We start from the raw sequence: 21,392 nt of genomic DNA on the forward strand, positions 1-21,392 counted from the left end.
GATTAACGTTATTAATATGATGAATGCGTAGTAACGAGTATTAATGGTGAATATGGATGTGGCTGGGGTCGTCGCAGCAATGATCATCATCTTCCACACCGGCAATCTGGTCGACCAGATAATCCACCGCTGTATCAAATGGCACGTTGACCTGATTGTTTTCAGCATCGTCGGCACGCATGGCCTTGATACTGACGGTATTATTACTGGCCTCATCCTCACCAATAATAACGGCATAGGCAGCGCCGCTGCCATCTGCCTTTTTCATTTGCGACTTGAAACTGCCTGTACCTGCCGCCGTTGCGCAATGTAACACAACATCCAGCCCGGCATCACGCAATCGTTCACCAAGTACCATGGATTGCATCTGTCCAGCATCCCCCTGGTGTACCAGATACACATCGCACATTGCCGGCTGATGCAGATCGCCATTGATCTTCATCAATTCCAGCAAGCGCTCTATTCCCATTGCAAATCCGCAAGATGGTGTAGGTTTGCCACCAAAAATACCGAAGAGCGTATCGTAACGACCGCCGGCACAGACCGTACCCTGGGCACCCAGCTCATCCGTCACCCATTCAAACACGGTGCGGTTGTAGTAATCCAGGCCACGTACCAGACGGCTATTGATGGTAAATGGAATACTGTTATCGCGCAGGATTTTTTGTACCCCTTCAAAGTGGGCGCGCGATTCTTCACCAAGATAGTCCAGCAACTTGGGTGCAGCATTGACCATTTCCTGCATCGCAGGATTTTTGGTATCAAGTATGCGCAAAGGATTCGTATGCAGGCGACGTTGCGCTTCTGCATCCAGGATATCCATGTGCTGTTCAAAATAGGCAACCAGGGCCGCACGGTGCTGCGTTCTTTCGGCAGCGTCGCCAATCGAGTTCAGTTCCAGGCGCACATTCTGCAAGCCCAGATCGTCCCACAAACGCTGGCACATCATGATCAGTTCAGCATCGATATCCGGACCGCTGAAACCCAAAGCTTCGGCACCTACCTGATGGAACTGGCGATAACGCCCACGTTGCGGCCTTTCATGACGGAACATGGGGCCGGTATACCACAGGCGTCTTGGGCCGTCGTACACCAGGTTATGCTCAACGGCAGACCTGACCACACCGGCAGTTCCCTCTGGGCGCAAGGTCAGCTTGTCACCGTTCATGGAATCTTCGAAAGAGTACATTTCTTTTTCAACGACATCCGTTACCGCGCCCAGTCCACGCGCGAACAACGAGGTCGATTCGACGATAGGGGTACGAATTTGCTGAAAGCCGTAGCTCTTCAACACCGATTGCACGGTATTTTCAAACAACTCCCACAAGGGGGCGTCGTCCGGCAACAGGTCATTCATACCCTTGATGCCTGCAATTTTTTCTGCTTTTTTATTTTCCGACATGCTTGCTACCTGATTCAATGATTTGACACGCCATTCGCCGGCGCATAGTGACTTTTTACATAATCCAGGACGATAACCTGGAACTCTTCAGCGATCTTGTCGCCCCGCAAGGTAAGCGCCTTGGCCCCATCGATAAACACCGGTGCCGCCGGGGATTCCCCCGTACCAGGCAGGCTGATGCCTATATTGGCATGCTTGGATTCGCCTGGACCATTCACGATACAGCCCATGACCGCCACATTCATGTTTTCCACACCGGGATATTCCAGCTTCCAGCTCGGCATCTGATTGCGCAGGAAAGTCTGTATATCATCCGCCAGCTCCTGAAAGACGGTGGATGTGGTCCTGCCACAACCCGGGCAGGCGATCACCATGGGGGTAAACTTGCGCAAGCCCATGGTTTGCAAAATTTCCTGACCAACGATGACTTCGCGACAGCGATCGCCACCTGGTTCCGGCGTCAGCGAAATACGGATGGTGTCGCCTATGCCTTCCTGCATCAGCACAGCCAATGCCGCGGTCGAAGCGACAATGCCCTTGCTACCCATACCGGCTTCGGTCAGACCCAGATGCAAGGGGTAATCGCAACGGCGCGCCAGTTCACGATAAACGGCGATCAAATCCTGTACGCCAGACACTTTGCAAGACAGGATGATCTTGTCACCGCCCAGCCCCAACTCTTCCGCTTTCTGGGCACTTTCTATGGCAGACGTGATCAACGCCTCATACATGACTGCCTGCACACTCCAGGGTTCAGGACGTAGCGCATTGGTATCCATGATGCGGGCCAGCAAGGCCTGGTCGAGACTGCCCCAGTTCACGCCTATGCGCACCGGTTTATCGTAGCGACAGGCCATTTCTATCATTTGCGCAAACTGCGTATCGCGCTTGGCACCCTTGCCTACATTGCCAGGATTAATCCGGTATTTGGACAAGGCTTTGGCGCAATCGGGAAAATCATGCAGCAGCGTGTGACCGTTGTAGTGAAAATCGCCCACCAGAGGGACGTCAATGCCCATCCGGTCGAGTTGCTCACGAATCGCCGGCACTGCGGCGGCGGCTTCAGGATTATTCACGGTAATGCGGACCAGTTCGGAACCGGCACGCGCCAGTTCCTTGATCTGGATGGCGGTACCTATCGCATCTGCCGTGTCGGTATTGGTCATGGACTGCACCACCACTGGCGCACCACCACCGACGATCACTTCACGGCTGCCATAACTGACACTGGCTGAACGGGATTTGCGCCTGAACATGGGGCCAGAAGCAATTTCCGATAAAAAATCCGTCATCTTTACTTCACATTCAAATTAACTACGTTGCTGTCCTTGCCCGGCACTATGCCCATTGCATTGCCACGCACCCAGCCTTCCACGCCAACGGCATTACCTATCCTGACTTGCAAGGCTTCTTTCAGGTCAAAGAATTCTTCCGTACCAGCCTTGGCCAGATGCGAAGTAATGATCGTGCCATTCTCGCGCTTTACCTGTATCCAGGAATCCTGCTTGAACTTCAGCTTGAACTGGTTATTCCCAGTCTGTGCAGTGGCTGGACTGGCGACTACCAGCGGGGTACTCAGAGAAGGCACACTGACCGGTGCCGCCGCAACTGCGGCTACTGAAGCAACTGGAGCAGCCACTGAGGTAGTGATTGGCGCTGGTGACACATTCTGAGGCAATTTGGCGGTGGATGCAGCCTGCTCCTGATTTTCCAGCCGGGTACTACTACCCGTCAGGCTGACGTTTGATGCCGGAGCATCCATTTTATTTTCAGTCGTCGACTCATTGGCAACACTGGCGACACTGGCAACGCTGGCAGGTGCAGCTTCCACACTGGCGCTAGGCTCTTCCGGCGTTTTGGCAACGGATGCTGGTGTCAGCAAGCCCTTGAAGTAACCAGACTGCTCCAGTTTTTGGCCACCCACAAACAGCAAGGCAAATACGGCCAGCAAGGCTGCGCCTATCAGGTACTTGCGATTGTTATTTTCCTGGCGTCCCAAAAACGGTGTGCGCGACTCCATGAAAGGGGTAGCCAGTGTGGGACGCAAATCTGCATCCAGACCGGGAGCCACCGCTTCAGTCGGCAGGCAGGCGACCACCGGAGCCGGGTCGAGTCGCAGCAATTTTGCATACGAACGTACAAAACCACGCACGATCACCATCTTCGGCAACAGCTCAAACTGATTATTCTCAAGCGCCAGGATTTGACGCTGCGACAGCTTCAACTGATCAGCCACCTGTTGCAGGCTCATGCCCTGCTGGATACGCGCAGCCGACAATTGTGCGCCGGCAGTCTGCACGACCGACAGCGCCACCTTATTCTCTGACTGTTCAGGCGCCACCGGTTCGACAGGCGAATTCATTCCCGCTTCACTCATTGAACACCCCGCGCTGATACAAGGAATACTCTTTGGAATTAGCATGACGGCGACGCAATTGCGTTGCCAGACCACTGACCGCAGCCTCATCCCCCATTTTCTTTTCTATCTTGATGGCGAGCCACAGTACGTCCGCCGTCAGCACATCAAATTTCAATACGCGATTGATATAAAAACGTGCCTGCGAATATTCGCCACGGTCAAACAATATCTTGGCCAGGTTGGCATTGATTGCCGGACTGGCCGGATCTTCGCGCAAGCCTTGCAGGAAATAACGTTCGGCACCCAGCGGATCTTTCAAACGCAGACTGCACAGGCCAGCATTGTTCAAGGCCTTGCCCGGCGCCCCGTAGGCCGGGTCCTTGATGACCTTATCCAGATAAGCCAGGCCCTGCTTTTCACGGCCATTCAGGCACAGAAACCAGCCATAGTTATTTTCGATATCCGAATTCCCCGGAGCCAGCTTCAGGGCATACAGGAAATTTTCTTCAGCCAATTGCTTCTCACCGAGATCCATGAAAATCAGGGCACGCACGCTGTAACCATCAACCAGGTCAGGCGAAATCAGCAATGCCTGGCGTATTTCTTCCAATGCGACTTTTTGCTGGCCCTGCTTGTAATAGTCAATTGCCAGTTGCATCCTGATGGAAGCACGCTTGCGCATTTCCATTTTCTCACTTGAGACGTTCTCTTCAGGCTGCTCGCCTTCAAGACGCGGTTTCGATCCACACGCTGACAGGCTCAATGCCAATACCATCAGCATGCCGGTCAACAGGTGGTGACGCATTTGAAAAATTTTCACTGATTGATCTCCACGATCTTGCCAAAATTTTCGCCAAACTTCTTCTGATACTCCGCCATCTTTTGCATGCGTTCCTGCACGCGTGTTCTGTCCTGCACTTCGCCGGCCAACTGTCCACAAGCCGCATCGATATCATCGCCACGGGTTTTGCGCGTGGTGGTAACGATACCTGCATCAAGCAATATCTGTGCAAACGCTTTGATACGCGGATTGGCAGAACGCTTCAAGCCCGACTCGGGGAAGGGATTAAACGGGATCAGGTTGAACTTGCAAGGCACGTCACGCACCAGCTGCACCAGTTCCCGCGCATGTTCATCGGTGTCATTGACGCCGTCCAGCATGCAATATTCAAAGGTAATAAAATCGCGCGGCGCAAATTCAAGGTAACGCTTGCAGGCAGCCTTCAATTCTTCCAGCGGATGTTTTTTATTCAGGGGGATGAGGCTGTCACGCAAGCTATTGTTCGATGCATGCAGCGACACCGCCAGGGCTACCGGGCATTCCTGCGCCAGCTTGTCTATCATCGGCACCACGCCACTGGTGGACACCGTCACGCGACGGCGCGACAGACCATAGGCATTATCATCCAGCATCAGGCGCAATGCAGTCACCGTAGGCTCAAAATTCAGCAGGGGCTCACCCATACCCATCATGACCACATTGGTGATTTGACGCTCACCTTTAGGGCCAGGAGCGATACCTTTGGTCTTGCGCAATTCAAATTCAGCCATCCACAACTGGCCAATAATTTCGGCCACACTCAAATTCCGGTTAAAGCCCTGTTTGCCGGTAGAACAAAAACGGCAGTTCACTGCACAGCCCGCCTGGGTGGAAATACACAGGGTGCCGCGATTTTCTTCAGGAATAAAAACAGTCTCTACCGCATTGCCCTGCCCGACATCAACCAGCCATTTGCGCGTACCATCGGTAGATGTATGGTCGCTGATAACGGCGGGAGCGGTAATAGTGGCACGCGTTGTGAGCTTCTCGCGCAAGGATTTCGCGAGGTCAGTCATTTCTTCAAACGAACTGGCACCAAACTGGTGTATCCAGCGTTGCAATTGCTTGGCACGAAACGGCTTCTCACCCAACGCGCCGCAATAAGCGACGAGTTGCGCTGGATCCAGATCCAATAAATTTGTGAGCACCGTCATGATCTTTCTTTCACACCCCATACAGCACAGCGCTGCATGGGGTGAAGTCTTAAAACGTTAAATTCAGATAAAGTCCGAATTAACGTGAATACACGTTCAACGCTGGGAAGTAGTAAGCGATTTCCACAGCAGCTGTTTCAGCAGCGTCAGAACCGTGAACAGCGTTTGCATCGATAGAATCAGCGAAATCTGCACGGATTGTGCCTTTTTCTGCCTTCTTAGGATCTGTCGCGCCCATCAGGTCACGGTTTTTCAAAATTGCGCCTTCGCCTTCCAGAACCTGGATCATGACGGGGCCGGAGATCATGAAATCAACCAGATCCTTGAAGAAAGGACGCTCACGGTGAACAGCATAGAAACCTTCTGCTTCAGCGCGGGACAATTGTGTCATGCGAGCAGCGATTACTTTCAGGCCAGCGCCTTCAAAGCGACTGTAAATTTGACCGATCACGTTTTTTGCAACGGCATCAGGTTTAATAATAGACAATGTACGTTCAATAGCCATCTAAAAACTCCAATAAAAAGAAAGGGTTAAGAAAAAATTCGGGAATTCATCTAACCTTAGATTTTAACATGAAACCATAGTATCAGATATGTCTTTCAAGAAATACAATTGACGAAATGACTTCCGGGTGTTGCTTCAAAAAGTCATTCGCGGTGTTGACAAACTTGCCAAAAGCCGCAAGCCTGCACCGACATTGCATCCAGATATACTTAGCTGACCTGGTTAATGCTAAATAAGGTCAAATACCGCCATGGATTCCACATGGGAAGTATGTGGAAACATATTGATAACACCAGCGCTGCTGAGGCGATAACCAGCCTGATTGACCAGCATGCCAGCGTCCCTGGCGAGGGTTGCAGGACTACAGGATACATACACCAGGCGCTTGGGCAGCAGTTGCGGCGCACTCTGGCGCAGGTCTATCAATGCCTGGCAAACAGCCATGGCACCATCACGTGGCGGATCAATCAGGAAACGGTCAAACTTACCCAGCTTTACAAAATCATCCGCAGTGACTTCAAACAAATTCCTGGTGCTGAAGGAAGTTTTTTCTGCCAGTCCGTTATGGCGTGCATTTTCCAGTGCGCGCTCAGTCAGGGTATCGCTCCCCTCTATACCGACCACTTCTTTTGCCAATGTAGCAATAGGCAAAGTGAAATTACCCAAACCACAGAACAGGTCAGCGATGCGCTCGTCTTTCTGCACATCCAGCAAACGCAGGGCACGCGTCACCAATACGCGATTGATATGATGATTCACCTGGGTAAAGTCGGTTGGCTTGAATGGCATTTTGACACCAAATTCTGGCAACAAATAATGCAAGTCACTGTTAGCCGGGTAATACGGCGTTGCCGTTTCCGGCCCCTTGGTCTGCAACCACCATTGCACCTGATATTGATCGGCAAAGGCCTTGAGCTTGACTTCATCCTCTTTGGACAGCGGTGCCATGATGCGCAACACCATGGCAGTCACGCCTTCGCCTATCGCCAGTTCGATTTGCGGCAATTCTTCGACTATGGAAAGCGACGCCACCAGGCCACGCAAAGGCATCAACATGGCCGAAACATGGGCGGGCAAGATTTCACAGGTTTCCATATTCGCAACATAGCGCGATTTTTTCTCATGGAAACCAACCAGCACCGTGCCTTTTTTAATCACATGACGCACTGACAAACGGGCACGATAGCGATAACCCCAGGTCGGGCCAATGATGGGACGCATCATGATATCTGCCTTGACCTTGCCGATATGCCATAGATTGTCTTCCAGCGCGCGCTGCTTCATCGCTACCTGGGCATTGGCATCCAGATGCTGCATGGAGCAGCCGCCACAAGTACCAAAAAATTCACATTTCGGCTCCACCCTTTGCGAAGATTCGCGCACCAGAGTGATCAGGGTTGCAGCTTCCCAACTGGCCTTCTTTTTATAGGTGCTGAATTCAACCAGTTCGCCCGGCAGCGCGCCATCCACGAAGACCACCTTGCCGGTCGAGCCATCTTCATTTTGCAAATTACCGACGCCGCGTGCGTCCATATCTAAAGAGCGAATTTCTATTGTATTCATGGAAATTGACAGTGCGACATACCCGCACCGCTAAGAAGTGGAATTTTAAAAGACGGAATTATAAGAGATGCACAGACATGCACCCAAAAATAGTTGAAATGAACTATTTAAGCCTATCTACAGCACGGAATCACGTCCGACACCACGCGAGGCAAATGAACGCTTCAGCTTGATCAGGGCCTCTTGCTGGATCTGGCGCACGCGCTCACGGGTGATACCCATTTCATCGGCCAGGGTTTCCAGGGTTGCCGGATCATCATTATCCAGGCCAAAGCGCCGCACGATGACGATACGTTGTTTGTCAGGCAATTTGGACAGCCAGTCGCGCACCAGGATAGTCATTTCATGCTGCTCTGCACGTATATCCGGCGCATCATCACTGTCGCCCGGCAGCATGTCCATGAGACTGGATTGCGGATCATTGTCCAGCGGTGTATCCAGCGAAGTAGCATGTTCGGACAGGGTGAGGATGTCTTGCACCTCATCCACCGGCCTGTCGACCAGCAGGGCAATATCTTCCAGCGCCGCATCGCGGCCATCCCGCCTTTGCGATTCCAGGTGGTATTTGGCACGCAGTATCTGGTTCAATTCCCTGACCATGTGTACCGGCAGGCGTATGGTCCTGGCTTGGTTCATGATGGCGCGCTCTATGCTCTGACGTATCCACCAGGTTGCATAGGTGGAAAAACGAAAGCCGCGCTCAGGTTCAAATTTATCTATCGCATGCATGAGCCCAAGATTGCCCTCTTCTATCATGTCGAGCAAGGCAACACCGCGATTGATGTAATGCTTGGCAATCGATACCACCAGACGCAGATTGTGTTCTATCATCTTTTGCCGGGCTTCAAAATTCCCCTGCTTCGCCAGCGTTGCATAATGCAATTCTTCGGAAGAAGCAAACAGCGGACGGGTACCAATCTGGTTCAGGTAATACTGTGTGGTGTCGGTAGACAGTTCTGCCGCCAGCACCGTTTTCAATTCATCAATAGGCGCAACAATCAGGGCCGCCGGATCATCGCCCTGCTCTTCCTGGCCTTCGCGGGCAACTTCGCCTGTGTCATCCGCCATATCGTCGGTCGCATCACCCTGCAAACGCGCGTCCGCCTCTGCCTCTGCGGCTTCACCGGCAACATCCGGGTCGTCACTCGCGGCAGGATTTCCCAGCTTGTAGGTACTTAAGTTGTTGTGCATGATGACCTGTATTAATTCACGTATCCGGTAAATTCATTCCGTCTGGGCATTTATTTTTGGGGAATCTTCCTCCCCCTCAAAGACAGGGACTCCCGGAGACATCTTACAGCGCTTAGCAACTTTCTTACATATATCAGCTTAACGTCCTGGCAAGTATTTCATCGGGTCCAGCGGTTTGCCCTGCAAACGGATTTCAAAGTGCAGTTTCACCGCTTCGCTGTCAGAATTACCCATCTCGGCTATTTTTTGCCCCTTGGTGATGGCTTGCCCTTCTTTTACCAGAATTGCCTTGTTATGCGCATACGCAGACAAAAGACTGCTGTTGTGTTTAATAATGACGAGATTACCATATCCGCGTATACCACTACCGGCATACATGACTTTACCTGCTCCCGCTGCAAGAATATCCTGCCCCATCTTGCCGGCAATATCCAGGCCTTTATTTTTTGCATCATCATAGCTTGCCACCACCTTGCCTTCGGCTGGCCACATCCATTCCACGGTATCGGATTCTGGCGCTACGGGCTCTGCCGCCTTGACTGGTACCGGCACATCCGGCTTGATGCCGGGAGCAGGCGTCACAGTGGCAACGACTGTTGTATCTGTTTTCTGTAACTCAACCAGATTGCTTTCGGAATACGGACGTTTATCGCCGCGCGGGTTATTCTTGTTGGTCGCAGGATTCGTCAGCGGCTTCACCTCGACTGAAGAATTGGCAACACCGGAAGTTTGTACAGTTGGCGAACCATCTGGCGGTGCCACGCGCAACACTTGCCCTACCTTGATGTCATTTGGATTTTTAAGATCATTCCATGCAACCAGGTCGGCATAACTTTGCCCATGATCCAGCGCGATACGGTACAAGCCATCGCCACGTTTGACGACATAAGTGCCACGTGTATTATCTGGAGCCTTGACCGGCGGTTTGACAGCTGCTTCGACCACAGGAGTTTCACTTGGCTTCTGCTCGACACCACGCTCTACCACCGGTGCGCGATTGGGTAAATTGGTTGTTGTACAGGCACTTAATGCCGCCAGTACGGTAAGCACGACACCTGCTTGTAATATCTGCTGTATTGTCTTCATTTCTCTTTTTAATCAGTTAAATTCGCTGCCACCTGACAACACGCCCTAAATGACGCCAGAATGCAAAGGTACAAAATGGCATTCTTCCATGACTGCACGAGTCCATTCATAATTGGAAACCCGTTCTATCAGTTGCAGCACCTGGTTTCTGCCACCTACCGGTGCCACCAGTCTTCCGCCAACGCGCAATTGCTGCAACAGGGCCTGCGGCACTTCCATGCCGGCAGCAGCCAGTATAATACCGTCAAACGGCGCCTCTTGAGGCAAACCCAGCATGCCATCACCATAATGCAGGCGTATATTGGCAATCCGCATGGGGCGCAAATTGGTTTTTGCCAGTTCATGCAGCGCCTTGATGCGCTCTATCGAATACACTTCCTTCGCTACCACCGACAGCACCGCCGCCTGGTAGCCACAGCCGGTGCCAATTTCCAGTACACGTCCCAGATTTGTGCCATTGCGCATGATCTCCAGCATGCGCGCCACGATATAGGGCTGGGAAATAGTCTGGTGATGACCAATCGGCAAGGATGCATCCACATACGCCTGGCTTGCCATTCCAGATTCCAGAAACAAATGGCGCGGCACCGCCTGCAAGGCGGCCAGTACTGTGGTATCCCTCACGCCCTGTTGTGCAACTCTGGTCACCATGGCCCGCCGCACACCTTCTGACACCAGTGGGCCAGATAACAAGGAAGGCGACAAACCTGCCGCATCTTGATTACCCCCATGTAAAAACTTGGGATCGGCCCTGGGCGCTACCTTGTGTGCCGCCTTGCCGCTCAAGTGATGGGCAGCATTGCGCATGGCCGTCTGCGGCATTGCCGTGCGGTTCAGTGAGCGGTCGCCGGGCTTGTCTTTCTGGTTGACGACCGATGACAAGGGCAAGGGAAATCGCTTGTCTTTCGTTGTCATGCGAAATCCAGATTCAGATGTGCCAACTGCCGGGTATTTGTCAGATCAATCTGCAAGGGAGTGACTGAAACAAAATTTCTTGTCGTCGTATCAAAATCAGTTCCGGCACTGGCATCGCTGGCAGCACCCGGTGGGCCTATCCAGTAAATATCCCTGCCATGCGGGTCTATCATGTGAATCACCGGTTCTGAGGTATGGCGCTTGCCCAAGCGTGATTTGCGTATTCCCTGGATATCCTGGTAAGGCAGATTGGGAATATTTACATTCAGCAAAAAGGCTGCAGACAGTTCTGGGAAACCACGTTGGACGATCTCTTGCGCTACCCTTGCAGCGGCATCCAGATGTTGCCAGCCTTTCTCGGTTTGCGAAAAGGCAATGGATGGAATACCAAATAAAAACCCTTCAGTCGCGGCAGCCACTGTGCCTGAATACAGCGTGTCATCACCCATATTCTGTCCCTGGTTAATACCAGATACGACCAGATCAGGTTTGTCTTTCATAATGGCAGTCAAGGCGATATGCACGCAATCAGACGGTGTACCATTAACAAAATAAAATCCATTTGCAGCCCGCTGCACGCTCAAGGGCCGGTCCAGGGTCAGCGCATTCGATGCACCGGAGCGATTGCTGTCGGGTGCCACTACCGTCACCTCGGCAAATGCAGACATTGCAGCCGCCAGTGCAACGATACCAGGGGCCAAATAACCATCATCATTACTGATCAGAATTTTCATGTTTTGTATTCTACCTGATGCTGAAATATAAATTTCTACAGAGAATAGATTTTTGCGGCATAATCACAAAATCAAACGGTCGTACTATTTTATGGGGACATCAAAATGAAAGCTGTTGTTTGCAAAGACTGGGGTTTACCCGACACGCTGGTGATCGAAGATCTGGCGGATGTAGTACCCGGACAGGGTCAGGTTGCGATTGACGTCAAGGCGGCAGGGGTAAATTTTCCCGACGTGTTGATCATACAAAACAAGTACCAGTTCAAGCCCGAACTTCCTTTCACGCCTGGCAGTGAATTATCTGGAGTCGTCCGTGCGGTCGGCGAAGGTGTCAGCAATGTCAAAGTGGGTGACAAGGTCATTGCTTTTATCGGCAACGGTGCATTTGCACAACAGGTGGTGGCTCCAGCCCATGCCATCGTGCCCATGCCACCTGGGATGGACTTTGACACGGCAGCAGCAATCACGCTGACTTATGGCACTTCCCACCACGCCGTTGTTGACCGCGCACAACTGAAGGCTGGCGAAACCATGCTGGTATTGGGTGCAGCCGGTGGCGTTGGCCTGGCAGCGATAGAAATCGGCAAGGCCCTGGGCGCCCGCGTGATTGCCGCCGCATCAACTGATGAAAAGCTCGCCATTTGCAAACAGCATGGTGCAGATCTCACCATCAATTACAGCAAAGAAGATTTACGGGAAGCCATCAAGGCGGCAACCGAAGGTAAAGGCCCTGATGTCATTTATGATCCGGTTGGTGGTATTTATGCCGAACCGGCATTCCGTTCCATAGGCTGGCGCGGGCGTTATCTGGTGGTTGGATTTGCCAATGGCGAAATCCCGAAATTGCCTTTGAATCTGAGCTTGCTAAAAGGCGCATCACTGGTGGGTGTATTCTGGGGTGAATTTGCCCGACGCGAACCCAAAGCCAACCTGGCAGCCATGCGCGAATTGATGACCTGGCTGCATGAAGGAAAAATAAAACCGCACATTTCTGGTCGCTATGCACTGAAAGATACCGCCATGGCACTGAATGACCTGGCAGCACGCAAAGTCACCGGCAAAGTCGTGATACAGCCCGAAAAATAATTAAACCAAACATAAGGGCTTCGGATAACGAAGCACTTATGTTTGCCCTTTAGTTTGGCGTTGCTGGGGCTGTGCAAGCATCCCACAAGCATCACTTAGCGAGTGACCGCGGCATCACCCAGCCAGTAACGATCAATATCCTTGAGCCCCCATTTGGCCGCATCTTCACGACTGACAATCTTGTCATTCGTGCCTGGCCTGGATAAATCAATCAACTCGGTCGCGATATAGCCCATGGAGCGCAAGGAAAAAAATATCCTCACCTTGGGCAACAGCAAGGATTTGCCTACCTGCTGTTCAACCACCACACCTAACCTGCCTGACTCCAAACGAACCAGGGTGCCGACCGGAAAAATACCGATGCTCTTCACAAAAGCCTGGAAGACTTTTTCGTCGAAATGGCCACTACTCCATTCAGCCATCTTGCGCAGCGATTCAGCCGGGCACCAGCCTTGCTTGTAAGGGCGGTTCGAGGTAATCGCATCATACACATCACATACTGCCCCCATGCGGGCATACAGGCTGATTTCTTCACCCTTGAGGCGATTCGGATAACCAGAACCATCCATCTTTTCGTGATGATGCAAACACACATCCAGCGCAACTGCACTGACTGCTTCAGATTCTTTCAACATCTTGTAGCCGGCGGCAGGATGTTCTTTGACCGAGACAAATTCAGCATCGGTGAGCTTGCCCGGCTTGTTCAGGATATCTGCCGATACCATCATCTTGCCGATATCATGTAACAGGCCCGCCAAACCTGCCTCGCGGGTTTCTTCCTCATTCAAACCAAGTTGTTTGGATAAGGCCACCATCAATGCGCACACTGCGACCGAGTGCATATAGGTATAGTCATCCTTGGTCTTTAATCTTGCCAGTCCGATCAGTGCCCCTGGATTGCGCATGACAGAGTCAGCTATTTCTTCCACCATGTTTTGCGCATTGCCAACGTCAACAGCCTTGCCCATGCGCGCTTCATGGAACATGGTGTACACCGCCTGCTTGGTCTTGTTCACGATCTGAGAAGCACGTCCCAGTTCTTCATCCATGGACACAACTGCCACCTGACGTGGCGCGGTTGGCGCAACCGGTGCAGTTGGTATGGAAGGTGACAAGGGTACGGCGACAGGAGCGGATCCTGCTTCAGGCTTGCTGCCCGCTTCCAGCAATACGTCCAGCCCCTTGCTGGTATCTATCCAGGCCTGACGAATGCGCGTAGCCTGAATTTTTTTTAATTCTTCAGGATCAATCAGCATGAAGGATTTTTGCCAAAACGGTGTATCTATCCAGGAGCTACACAGCTCCTGTACGTACATGCCGACCCTCAGCCGATCAATTTCAATTTTTTTCAACATGGTCGGGAAATAAGAAAATTTACGAGACAAGGCTTGGGCGTGTTGACCTGTCTTTTAGGCAACGTTCATATCATCCGTCAATTATTCTACAAAGACGGCTTGCAAGCCAGCGCTTCTAGCAGAATCTCACAAAAATTTCTTTTGAGCAACTCATTTAACAAGCAAATTCATGGGCCGGAAGAAATCCTGCATGGTTTGATTGGCAATAAAACTCAAATTATACGGATGCTCTGCACTGATTTGCGGATAACTGTTGACGACAGGCATCTGTCGCAGTTGCTCTGCGATCTTGCCCCACAAGACCAGTGATGGCATGGACGTATTTTCATGCTGACGCTGTTGCAACAGCGTGGATAGCAGTTGTTCCAGGAAGGGTTGCCAGGCCCTGGCATCTTTTACCGGCGCAGTATCGGCACGGAATACCAGACTGGCATTGAGCAACAGAAAACCCTGGGCAATCATGTTGCTTTGCAAAGCTGCCAAGGTCTGTATGAAATCGGAACCAGGATGGCGGGCCTTTTCTGCAATGGCTGCCATGGCATTGCCGGTCGTCGCATCGACCTGCAACTCCCCGGATGCGACCAGCAGCATTTTCATGAAATTGCGCAACGAGGTGGCGCGGTTCACTTTTTTCGACAGGCCGCCACCCTCTTCATCCGACCATAAATTCTTGACAACGCCATCCATGAAGCAGTAACCAGTGGCACTGTCGGCGCGCGGATAAGGGCCCTCACCCACCAGAATATAACGAACGCTGTCCATTGGCATGGAAAAAGCAGCAAACAGCCTGCCCTGTTCCGGCAAATAGGCGCTGAACTTCAGACCTGGTAAATAATCCGGGTTGGTCTCATGCACGGCAGCCAGGCCGGCATCTATGGCTTCAGCCCAGGATGGATGCACCTGCGCCAGCGACAGACGTACGTCGTCTGGACCTACCTCTGACCAGTGACTCATTGCGGATTGCCAGGCATCGCAGTGGGTAAAGAAGCCGTTGGCAAACCGGGGGTCACCATGGGTGCGGCCGGCGCTATTGGTCCGCCTGGTGCTGGCATGCTTCTGTGCGCGGCAAACGAATTAGGTGGTGCTACCTGGGGAGGGACAGTGTTTCCCTGATTCATGTTAGCTTGAATGGGTTGATTGGGCTGACTGACTTGATTAATGACCGCAGGTGCTGTCTGTATCCGGCTGACTTCCTGAACCTGGGGTAAATCAATGCGACGCTCGACACCGGCATCGACAATCACGACATACAGATCATGTACTTCCTTCAGGGTCACGCCAGGCATGACTTCCTTGTTCATGGCCACTGACAGGCCAGGCTTGCCATTGGCACTGATGATGGCAAGGCTTTCTTCCGTGCGTTTGGCCAGGACCACACCCTTCAGTTGAAAATTGCTGGCATTCGCCTGCATGACCTGGCTGATGCCGAAGATGCCGCCCCATTGACCGGCACCCGGCTCATAACTGCCCTGCTGAAATGCGGCAGAGACGCTTCTGGCCTGCGGCTTGAACAGACGCAAACCCCAAAAGCTCAAGGACATGCACAAGGCCACAAAGGCCAGAAAAGTAACTACTATAGGCAGGCGTTTCATTTTTATCCTTATCAGCGTACCAACTGATTTATTTCTATGATAGGCATGAGTACGGCCAGCACAATCAACAAGACCACTACCCCCATCGTCAAGATCAATATCGGTTCCAGCAAGCCAGCCATGGTCATGGCACGACGTTCCAGATCCTGCTCCTGCGTATTCGAGGCACGTTCCAGCATGGCAGGCAATTCACCCGTCACCTCACCAGCCCGTATCATGTGAATCAACATGGGAGGGAAATGCTTGTGGGCAGACAAGGCACGCGCCAGGCCCACACCTTCGCGTACGCTGGCAGTCGCATCTTCGACCTGAGCACGCATGGCCACATTCGACAGGGTTTCGCGGCTGGTCTGCAAGGCGCGCAAGATAGGCACGCCAGAACCTGTGGTAATGGCCAGCGTGCTGGCGAACCTGGCTGTGTTCAGGCTGCGTTCAAATTTGCCATACAGGGGTGCGGTCAATAGCCAGCGGTGCCAGCGCATCTTGAATTCCGGATTGCGCAAGGCCATGCGCCACAGGAAAAAAGCAGCTACCAATAATAGCGCCACCAGCCAGCCATAGGCCCGTACAAAATCCGAAATGGCCAACATCATGAGTGTCAGAAAAGGCAGTTTCTGCTTGGTGTTGGCAAACACCGAGACAATTTGCGGCACCACATAGGTCAGCAGGAAAATCACAATGGCAAACGCCACCACGGTGACGATGGCCGGATAGGTAAATGCCAGCCGAACTTTTTGCAGCAAGGCGTTACGGCGCTCGATATAGTCAGCCAGCCGTGACAAGACCCGGGACAAATGACCTATCTGCTCGCCAGAAGCGACCAGCGCACAATAAATATCAGCAAAATCATCGGGATGCTGTTTCAGCGCATCTGACAGGGCTGAACCGGCCATGACTTCAGAACGGATAGACCCGATGAGGTCACGCGCATAGGAACGTTCAGACTGTTCCAGCAAGGCAGACAAGGATTGCTCCAGCGGCAAGCCAGCCTCCAGCAAACTGGCCAACTGGCGAGTGAACAAGGCATTTTCCACGGTCGACAGGCGGTCACCAAACAGGGCACGCTTGCGCTTGCCCGATGCATCCCGTTGATGGTCTATGGATTCGACGATGACCGGCACCAGCCCCTGCGCACGCAAGTCACTGCGGGCGGACCGGGCGCTGTCGGCATTCACCACACCTTTGCTGGTCAGGCCGGTCTTGTCTACCGCTTCATATCGGAATGCAGGCATACGACTTCTTCCTTATTCCTTGGTTACGCGCAGCAATTCTTCCGGCGTAGTCACACCCGCCTTCAGCCAGCGTTCGCCATCTTCACGCATGGTTTTCATGCCATCAGCCTGGGCTGCCATGCGAATTTCTGCCTCTGCTGCCTGGTGATGAATCTGTGCCCGTATGGCATCGGTGGTCTGCAATAATTCATACACGCCAACCCGGCCCTGATAGCCGGTATGGCCGCAATGCTCACAACCCACTGCACGCCAACTACCGTGATCTTCAACCCGGCAATGAATACACAGCTTGCGCACCAGCCTTTGTGCCACGACACCCAGCAAGGATGAGGACAGCAGGAAGGGCTCGATACCCATATCCAGCAGACGCGTGACCGCCGCCGCAGAATCATTGGTATGCAGGGTTGCCAGTACCAGATGGCCAGTCAGCGATGCCTGCACGGCAATCTGGGCTGTTTCCAGGTCACGGATTTCACCGATCATGATGACATCCGGATCCTGGCGCAAAATCGCACGCAGGGCCTTGGCAAATGTCATGTCTATTTTAGGATTGACCTGGGTCTGGCCAACACCACCCAGTTCATATTCGATAGGGTCTTCTACCGTCAGGATATTGGTGGTACCGGCATTGACACGCGACAAAGCCGCATACAGGGTGGTCGTCTTGCCGGACCCTGTCGGGCCAGTCACCAGTACGATGCCATGCGGTTGCGCAATCAGTTTATCAAATTGGGTCAGCACTTCAGCACTCATGCCCAGATGACTCAAGTCCAGCCGTCCGGCTTCCTTGTCCAGCAAGCGCAGTACCGCTCTTTCGCCATGCCCGGTGGGCAGGGTCGATACCCGCACATCTACCGGCTTGCCACCGATGCGCAGGGTAATGCGGCCATCTTGCGGCAAACGCTTTTCAGCGATATCCAGTTGCGCCATGATCTTGATACGCGAAATCAAGGAAGCGTGTATCGCCTTTTTGGGACGCACTACGTCCCGCAGCGAACCGTCAACGCGGAAGCGGACTACAGATATCTGTTCAAACGGTTCGACGTGGATATCCGATGCGCCATCGCGCAAGGCCTGGGTCAGCAAGGCATTGATCATGCGGATAACCGGTGCATCGTCGGCCGATTCCAGCAAATCCTCAATGGCGGGCATATCCATCATCAGCTTGGCGAGGTCCAGATCGGATTCAACTTCCCCCACCACGTCGGCAGCATCGCCACCAGACCCGGCATAGGCTTTCGCAATTGCCTCGGACAATTCGGGATGCGGCAACACCACCAGTTTTACCTTGCCAAACCTGCGCCCCACTTCGGCAATCGCCGCAGAGGGTGTCAGCTTGGACACCAGTATTTCAACCGCGCCATTCACGACCGCATTGTCCCTGACTGCCAGGACAGAAAAATCGCGGGCAAAACCGTAAGGCAATAAACGATTCTCAAGCATGGTTCAATTATTTCCCTTGCTTGTTGTTGCCGGCTTCTGCCGGTATGGTCAAAGGCGTGGACAGCAATTTGCCTTTTTCTATATTCGGCAACAAGGTGTCAGCCAAACCTTCTTTACCCGGTGCCAATTGGGTGCGCATGTAGTCATAGCGGTCAACAGAGACATTATTGCTTTGCTCTGCGCTGCGTATCACGGTCGGACGCAAGAACACCATTAGATTGGTCTTGCCACGTTTGGTGGACTGGTATTTGAACAGGTTGCCCAGAATCGGTATATCACCCAGACCAGTCACTTTTTCCACGCCATCGGTGGTGCTGTCTTCTATCAAACCGCCCAGCGCGATAATCTGGCCGTCGTCCACCAGCACATTGGTAGAAATGGAACGTTCTTTGGTGATGATGCCAGACACATTGGTGGTATCATCAATGCTGGAAACTTCTTGATAAATCGCCAGCTTGACGGTACCGCCTTCGGAAATCTGTGGCTTGACCCGCAACTTCAGGCCTACGTTTTTGCGCTCTATGGTCTGGAAAGGATTGGCACCAGCAGTACCGGAGGTAGCTGTGGTGAATTGCCCGGTGATCAGCGGCACATTCTTGCCGACGATGATGTTGGCTTCTTCATTATCCAGCGTCACGATGTTAGGAATCGACAAGACATTGGCATTGCCATCGGTCTGCAATATATGCGCCAGCGCACCCAGACCCAGTTGGCCATTGATCTGCTTGAAGATACCCAGCGACAAGCCTTTTCCTGGCAAGACCGAACCGGCGCTGGTCGAATTACCAGCGGCCAGTGTCAGCAGATTATTCCCGGCCGATGAAAAGGAAGTACCACCGCCTACACGATAATTGCTGGTGCTGTCCCCTGACAAGCCCATCCACTGCACCCCTAGCTCATTGGCTTTGTCTGCAGTAATCTCAACGATAAGTGCCTCTACATAAACCTGGGCGCGGCGCGCATCAAGCTGGTCTATGACGGTGCGCAAATTGCGATACACGGGCTCGCTGGCAGTGATGATCAGTGTATTGGTGGCCGTATCTGCCTGGATATAACCGGCAGCACCGCCGCCGGTAGACGAGGTGGAAGTGCTGGACGTTGGCAAAGACGGTGTGGGGGATGCGCCACCAATAGCACCAGCACCGGATGAGGCCAGCGGGCTATTCGTGCCATTTGCCGAGCTACCAAAATTCGATACGCTGGAACTTGAGCGTCCACTGGATGTATCGCCAGTGACGATGGAACGCAGGGTCTGCGCCAGTTTCTCGGCCTCGGCATTTTTCAGATATACCACATGGACATTGCCGGGCATGGTGGTTGGCTGATCCAGTTTGTCAACCAGGGATTTAATCTGGTTAGCCCTGGCAACAGACGGCGCACGCACTAACAGGGAATTGGAACGGGGATCAGACATCAGTATGGCACGGGCAGGATCAGCACCGGTACCAGAATCCATGATCTTGTTGATCAGCGCCGCCACATCAGAAGCGATGGCATGCTTGATAGGAATGACATCCATATCCACCGAAGCCGGCACATCCAGCGCCGCGATGATCTTGTTCAGACGCTTGAGATTATCAGCATAATCGGTAATCACTACCGTGTTATTGCCGGGATTGCCGTTGATGGTGTTATTCGGTGAAATCAGCGGACGCAGGATGGTCACCACATTCGCCGCAGATTCATAATTGAGCTTGTAAATCTGGGTAGCCACCTGGTCACCCTTGGCAGCTTCATTCTTTTCTGCGTGCATGGTCTGCGTAGGACCTGGCTGCAATTTCGCGTCCGACTCCGGCACCACTTTGGAATAGCCATCGGCTGTCACCACAGCATACCCCTGCAGGCGCAAGGTGGATGTCAGCAGTTTGAAAGCCTGATCCTTGGTCAAGGGTGTCTCTGACACCAGATTGATCTGGCCCTTGACGCGTGGATCAATGATGAAGGTGGTACCGGTATAGTGACCGATCGCCTTGATGACGGATTCAATATCGGCACCGACAAAATTCAGGTCCGCCGTATTTTTTGCCGGTGCTTGCGCCATCGCCGCTGGCGTCAGAAGGAAGCCAGCCGTCAATACCGCAACACCTGTGATGGCAGACAATTGCTGTATAGGTTTGCGTATCGAATTTCTTGTCATGGCGACCCTGTGCTTTAATGGAAATGTTTTCATTTGAACTCTAACGCAATTACATCTTTATCGCCGTCACTGCGGCGCTGTCCCAGCAAATTCAATAAATTTGCCAATTTAGCCTCTTGTCCTGCCTGTGCCCAGGCTTTCCCTGAAAACTGGAAACGTCCTGACAACATCTTACCTGCCCCCTCCAGCATCATCGGCCCTTTCATGGTCGATAACTGCATGTCGGCTTCTGTCCCGCGCAAATCAAACGCCATCTGATAACTGCCCAAAGGCTTGACGGGTGACAGGCGCGAGGCCATTTCTGCCATTTCCAGCTGTACATGACCAGTCACACTGAGCGGCCCACTGGTGCGCGAAAACAGCAAATCATTCCATGATAAATGCAATATCCCGGTTGGCCCTATGGTATTTAAGGGCGCACCCAATCCCTCCAGGCGTTCTGGTGGCAATAACAACACTGCCGGGCTCAGTTGCCACTGGCTGAAATTGCCTGCCAGTTTGACCGGTACGCTCAGGGAAGCAGGGTTTTCCAGCTCCAGCCTGATCTGCCCCAGCAACAGCATAGGTGAAATATGCCATTGAAAGCGACCCGGAAACAAGGGTGTGACCGGGCCACGGCCATCTGCGGCAACACCGATAAAAGCCGACCCCTGCCAGAATGTCCCCTGGATATCACCCAGACTAAGGCGACCCCGGCTTTGCTTTTCCACTACAAGACCCAGCCAGCTGGCCGGCAAAAACAGCATCACCGTAACCAGCACACTGATGATCGCGGCAACAATCCAGCTTAAACGTTTAACAATGACAATGGGCATCTG

General features: G+C 52.7%; 19 protein-coding genes. 1 reads left to right on the forward strand and 18 read right to left on the reverse strand.

Annotated features, from left to right (window positions below; translation table 11 throughout):
* Positions 1-40: 40 nt before the first annotated feature.
* The 11 genes from hisS to surE form a co-directional block, all read right to left on the reverse strand.
* Positions 41-1,402, reverse strand: a complete 1,362-nt coding sequence (gene hisS / locus ACO0LM_RS08135) for a histidine--tRNA ligase (RefSeq protein ID WP_423035965.1) — start codon at positions 1,400-1,402, stop codon at positions 41-43.
* Positions 1,403-1,416: 14 nt separating this feature from the next.
* On the reverse strand, positions 1,417-2,694 hold the full coding sequence (gene ispG, locus ACO0LM_RS08140) for a flavodoxin-dependent (E)-4-hydroxy-3-methylbut-2-enyl-diphosphate synthase (RefSeq protein WP_423035967.1): 1,278 nt from the start codon (positions 2,692-2,694) through the stop codon (positions 1,417-1,419).
* A gap of 2 nt (positions 2,695-2,696) precedes the next feature.
* Positions 2,697-3,764, reverse strand: coding sequence for a helix-turn-helix domain-containing protein (locus ACO0LM_RS08145; protein ID WP_423035969.1), 1,068 nt, complete (start codon positions 3,762-3,764; stop codon positions 2,697-2,699).
* Positions 3,765-3,771: 7 nt separating this feature from the next.
* Positions 3,772-4,581, reverse strand: coding sequence for a type IV pilus biogenesis/stability protein PilW (pilW, locus tag ACO0LM_RS08150; protein WP_423035971.1), 810 nt, complete (start codon positions 4,579-4,581; stop codon positions 3,772-3,774).
* Entirely contained in the window at positions 4,578-5,738 is a 1,161-nt protein-coding gene (gene rlmN / locus ACO0LM_RS08155; RefSeq protein WP_422982488.1) for a 23S rRNA (adenine(2503)-C(2))-methyltransferase RlmN, read from the reverse strand. Before rlmN ends, pilW begins: the two co-directional genes overlap by 4 nt.
* Before the next feature lie 76 nt (positions 5,739-5,814).
* Positions 5,815-6,240 (reverse strand): nucleoside-diphosphate kinase, encoded by a 426-nt coding sequence (gene ndk / locus ACO0LM_RS08160; protein WP_090444571.1) that lies wholly within the window; start codon positions 6,238-6,240, stop codon positions 5,815-5,817.
* Between the two features lie 228 nt (positions 6,241-6,468).
* A complete protein-coding gene (gene rlmD, locus ACO0LM_RS08165) occupies positions 6,469-7,803 on the reverse strand; it encodes a 23S rRNA (uracil(1939)-C(5))-methyltransferase RlmD (RefSeq protein ID WP_423035973.1) in 1,335 nt (444 codons plus the stop codon).
* 117 nt (positions 7,804-7,920) lie between these two features.
* Positions 7,921-8,994 (reverse strand): RNA polymerase sigma factor RpoS, encoded by a 1,074-nt coding sequence (rpoS, locus tag ACO0LM_RS08170; protein ID WP_423035975.1) that lies wholly within the window; start codon positions 8,992-8,994, stop codon positions 7,921-7,923.
* Positions 8,995-9,132: 138 nt separating this feature from the next.
* Positions 9,133-10,080 carry a peptidoglycan DD-metalloendopeptidase family protein gene (locus ACO0LM_RS08175; protein WP_423035977.1) on the reverse strand — a complete coding sequence of 316 codons (948 nt, stop codon included), beginning with the start codon at positions 10,078-10,080 and terminating at the stop codon, positions 9,133-9,135.
* A gap of 45 nt (positions 10,081-10,125) precedes the next feature.
* Positions 10,126-10,995 (reverse strand): protein-L-isoaspartate(D-aspartate) O-methyltransferase, encoded by an 870-nt coding sequence (locus ACO0LM_RS08180; protein ID WP_423035979.1) that lies wholly within the window; start codon positions 10,993-10,995, stop codon positions 10,126-10,128.
* Positions 10,992-11,729, reverse strand: a complete 738-nt coding sequence (surE, locus tag ACO0LM_RS08185) for a 5'/3'-nucleotidase SurE (RefSeq protein WP_423035981.1) — start codon at positions 11,727-11,729, stop codon at positions 10,992-10,994. The genes ACO0LM_RS08180 and surE overlap by 4 nt, the downstream gene beginning before the upstream one ends.
* A gap of 105 nt (positions 11,730-11,834) precedes the next feature.
* Between surE and ACO0LM_RS08190 the strand changes: the two genes are divergently transcribed.
* Positions 11,835-12,815 (forward strand): NADPH:quinone oxidoreductase family protein, encoded by a 981-nt coding sequence (locus tag ACO0LM_RS08190; RefSeq protein ID WP_423035983.1) that lies wholly within the window; start codon positions 11,835-11,837, stop codon positions 12,813-12,815.
* 95 nt (positions 12,816-12,910) lie between these two features.
* Here the strand turns inward: ACO0LM_RS08190 and ACO0LM_RS08195 are convergent, their stop codons facing one another.
* The 7 genes from ACO0LM_RS08195 to gspN all read right to left on the reverse strand — a co-directional run bounded on the left by ACO0LM_RS08195 (position 12,911) and on the right by gspN (position 21,389).
* Positions 12,911-14,170 carry an HD-GYP domain-containing protein gene (locus ACO0LM_RS08195; RefSeq protein ID WP_423036360.1) on the reverse strand — a complete coding sequence of 420 codons (1,260 nt, stop codon included), beginning with the start codon at positions 14,168-14,170 and terminating at the stop codon, positions 12,911-12,913.
* Positions 14,171-14,320: 150 nt separating this feature from the next.
* Positions 14,321-15,124 carry a uracil-DNA glycosylase gene (locus tag ACO0LM_RS08200; protein ID WP_423035985.1) on the reverse strand — a complete coding sequence of 268 codons (804 nt, stop codon included), beginning with the start codon at positions 15,122-15,124 and terminating at the stop codon, positions 14,321-14,323.
* Positions 15,121-15,762, reverse strand: a complete 642-nt coding sequence (locus ACO0LM_RS08205) for a type II secretion system protein N (RefSeq protein WP_423035987.1) — start codon at positions 15,760-15,762, stop codon at positions 15,121-15,123. The genes ACO0LM_RS08200 and ACO0LM_RS08205 overlap by 4 nt, the downstream gene beginning before the upstream one ends.
* A gap of 11 nt (positions 15,763-15,773) precedes the next feature.
* The gene (gene gspF, locus ACO0LM_RS08210) at positions 15,774-16,994 is read right to left on the reverse strand and encodes a type II secretion system inner membrane protein GspF (protein WP_423035989.1); all 1,221 of its coding nucleotides are present in this window, start codon (positions 16,992-16,994) and stop codon (positions 15,774-15,776) included.
* Positions 16,995-17,006: 12 nt separating this feature from the next.
* A complete protein-coding gene (gene gspE / locus ACO0LM_RS08215) occupies positions 17,007-18,437 on the reverse strand; it encodes a type II secretion system ATPase GspE (protein ID WP_423035991.1) in 1,431 nt (476 codons plus the stop codon).
* 7 nt (positions 18,438-18,444) lie between these two features.
* A complete protein-coding gene (gspD, locus tag ACO0LM_RS08220; RefSeq protein ID WP_423035993.1) occupies positions 18,445-20,607 on the reverse strand; it encodes a type II secretion system secretin GspD in 2,163 nt (720 codons plus the stop codon).
* Complete coding sequence (gspN, locus tag ACO0LM_RS08225; RefSeq protein ID WP_423035995.1) at positions 20,604-21,389, reverse strand: type II secretion system protein N; 786 nt, start codon at positions 21,387-21,389, stop codon at positions 20,604-20,606. Before gspN ends, gspD begins: the two co-directional genes overlap by 4 nt.
* Positions 21,390-21,392 lie beyond the last annotated feature (3 nt).

Origin of the sequence: Undibacterium sp. Di26W (genome assembly GCF_049340265.1) — a bacterium.
Lineage (GTDB): Bacteria > Pseudomonadota > Gammaproteobacteria > Burkholderiales > Burkholderiaceae_D > Undibacterium.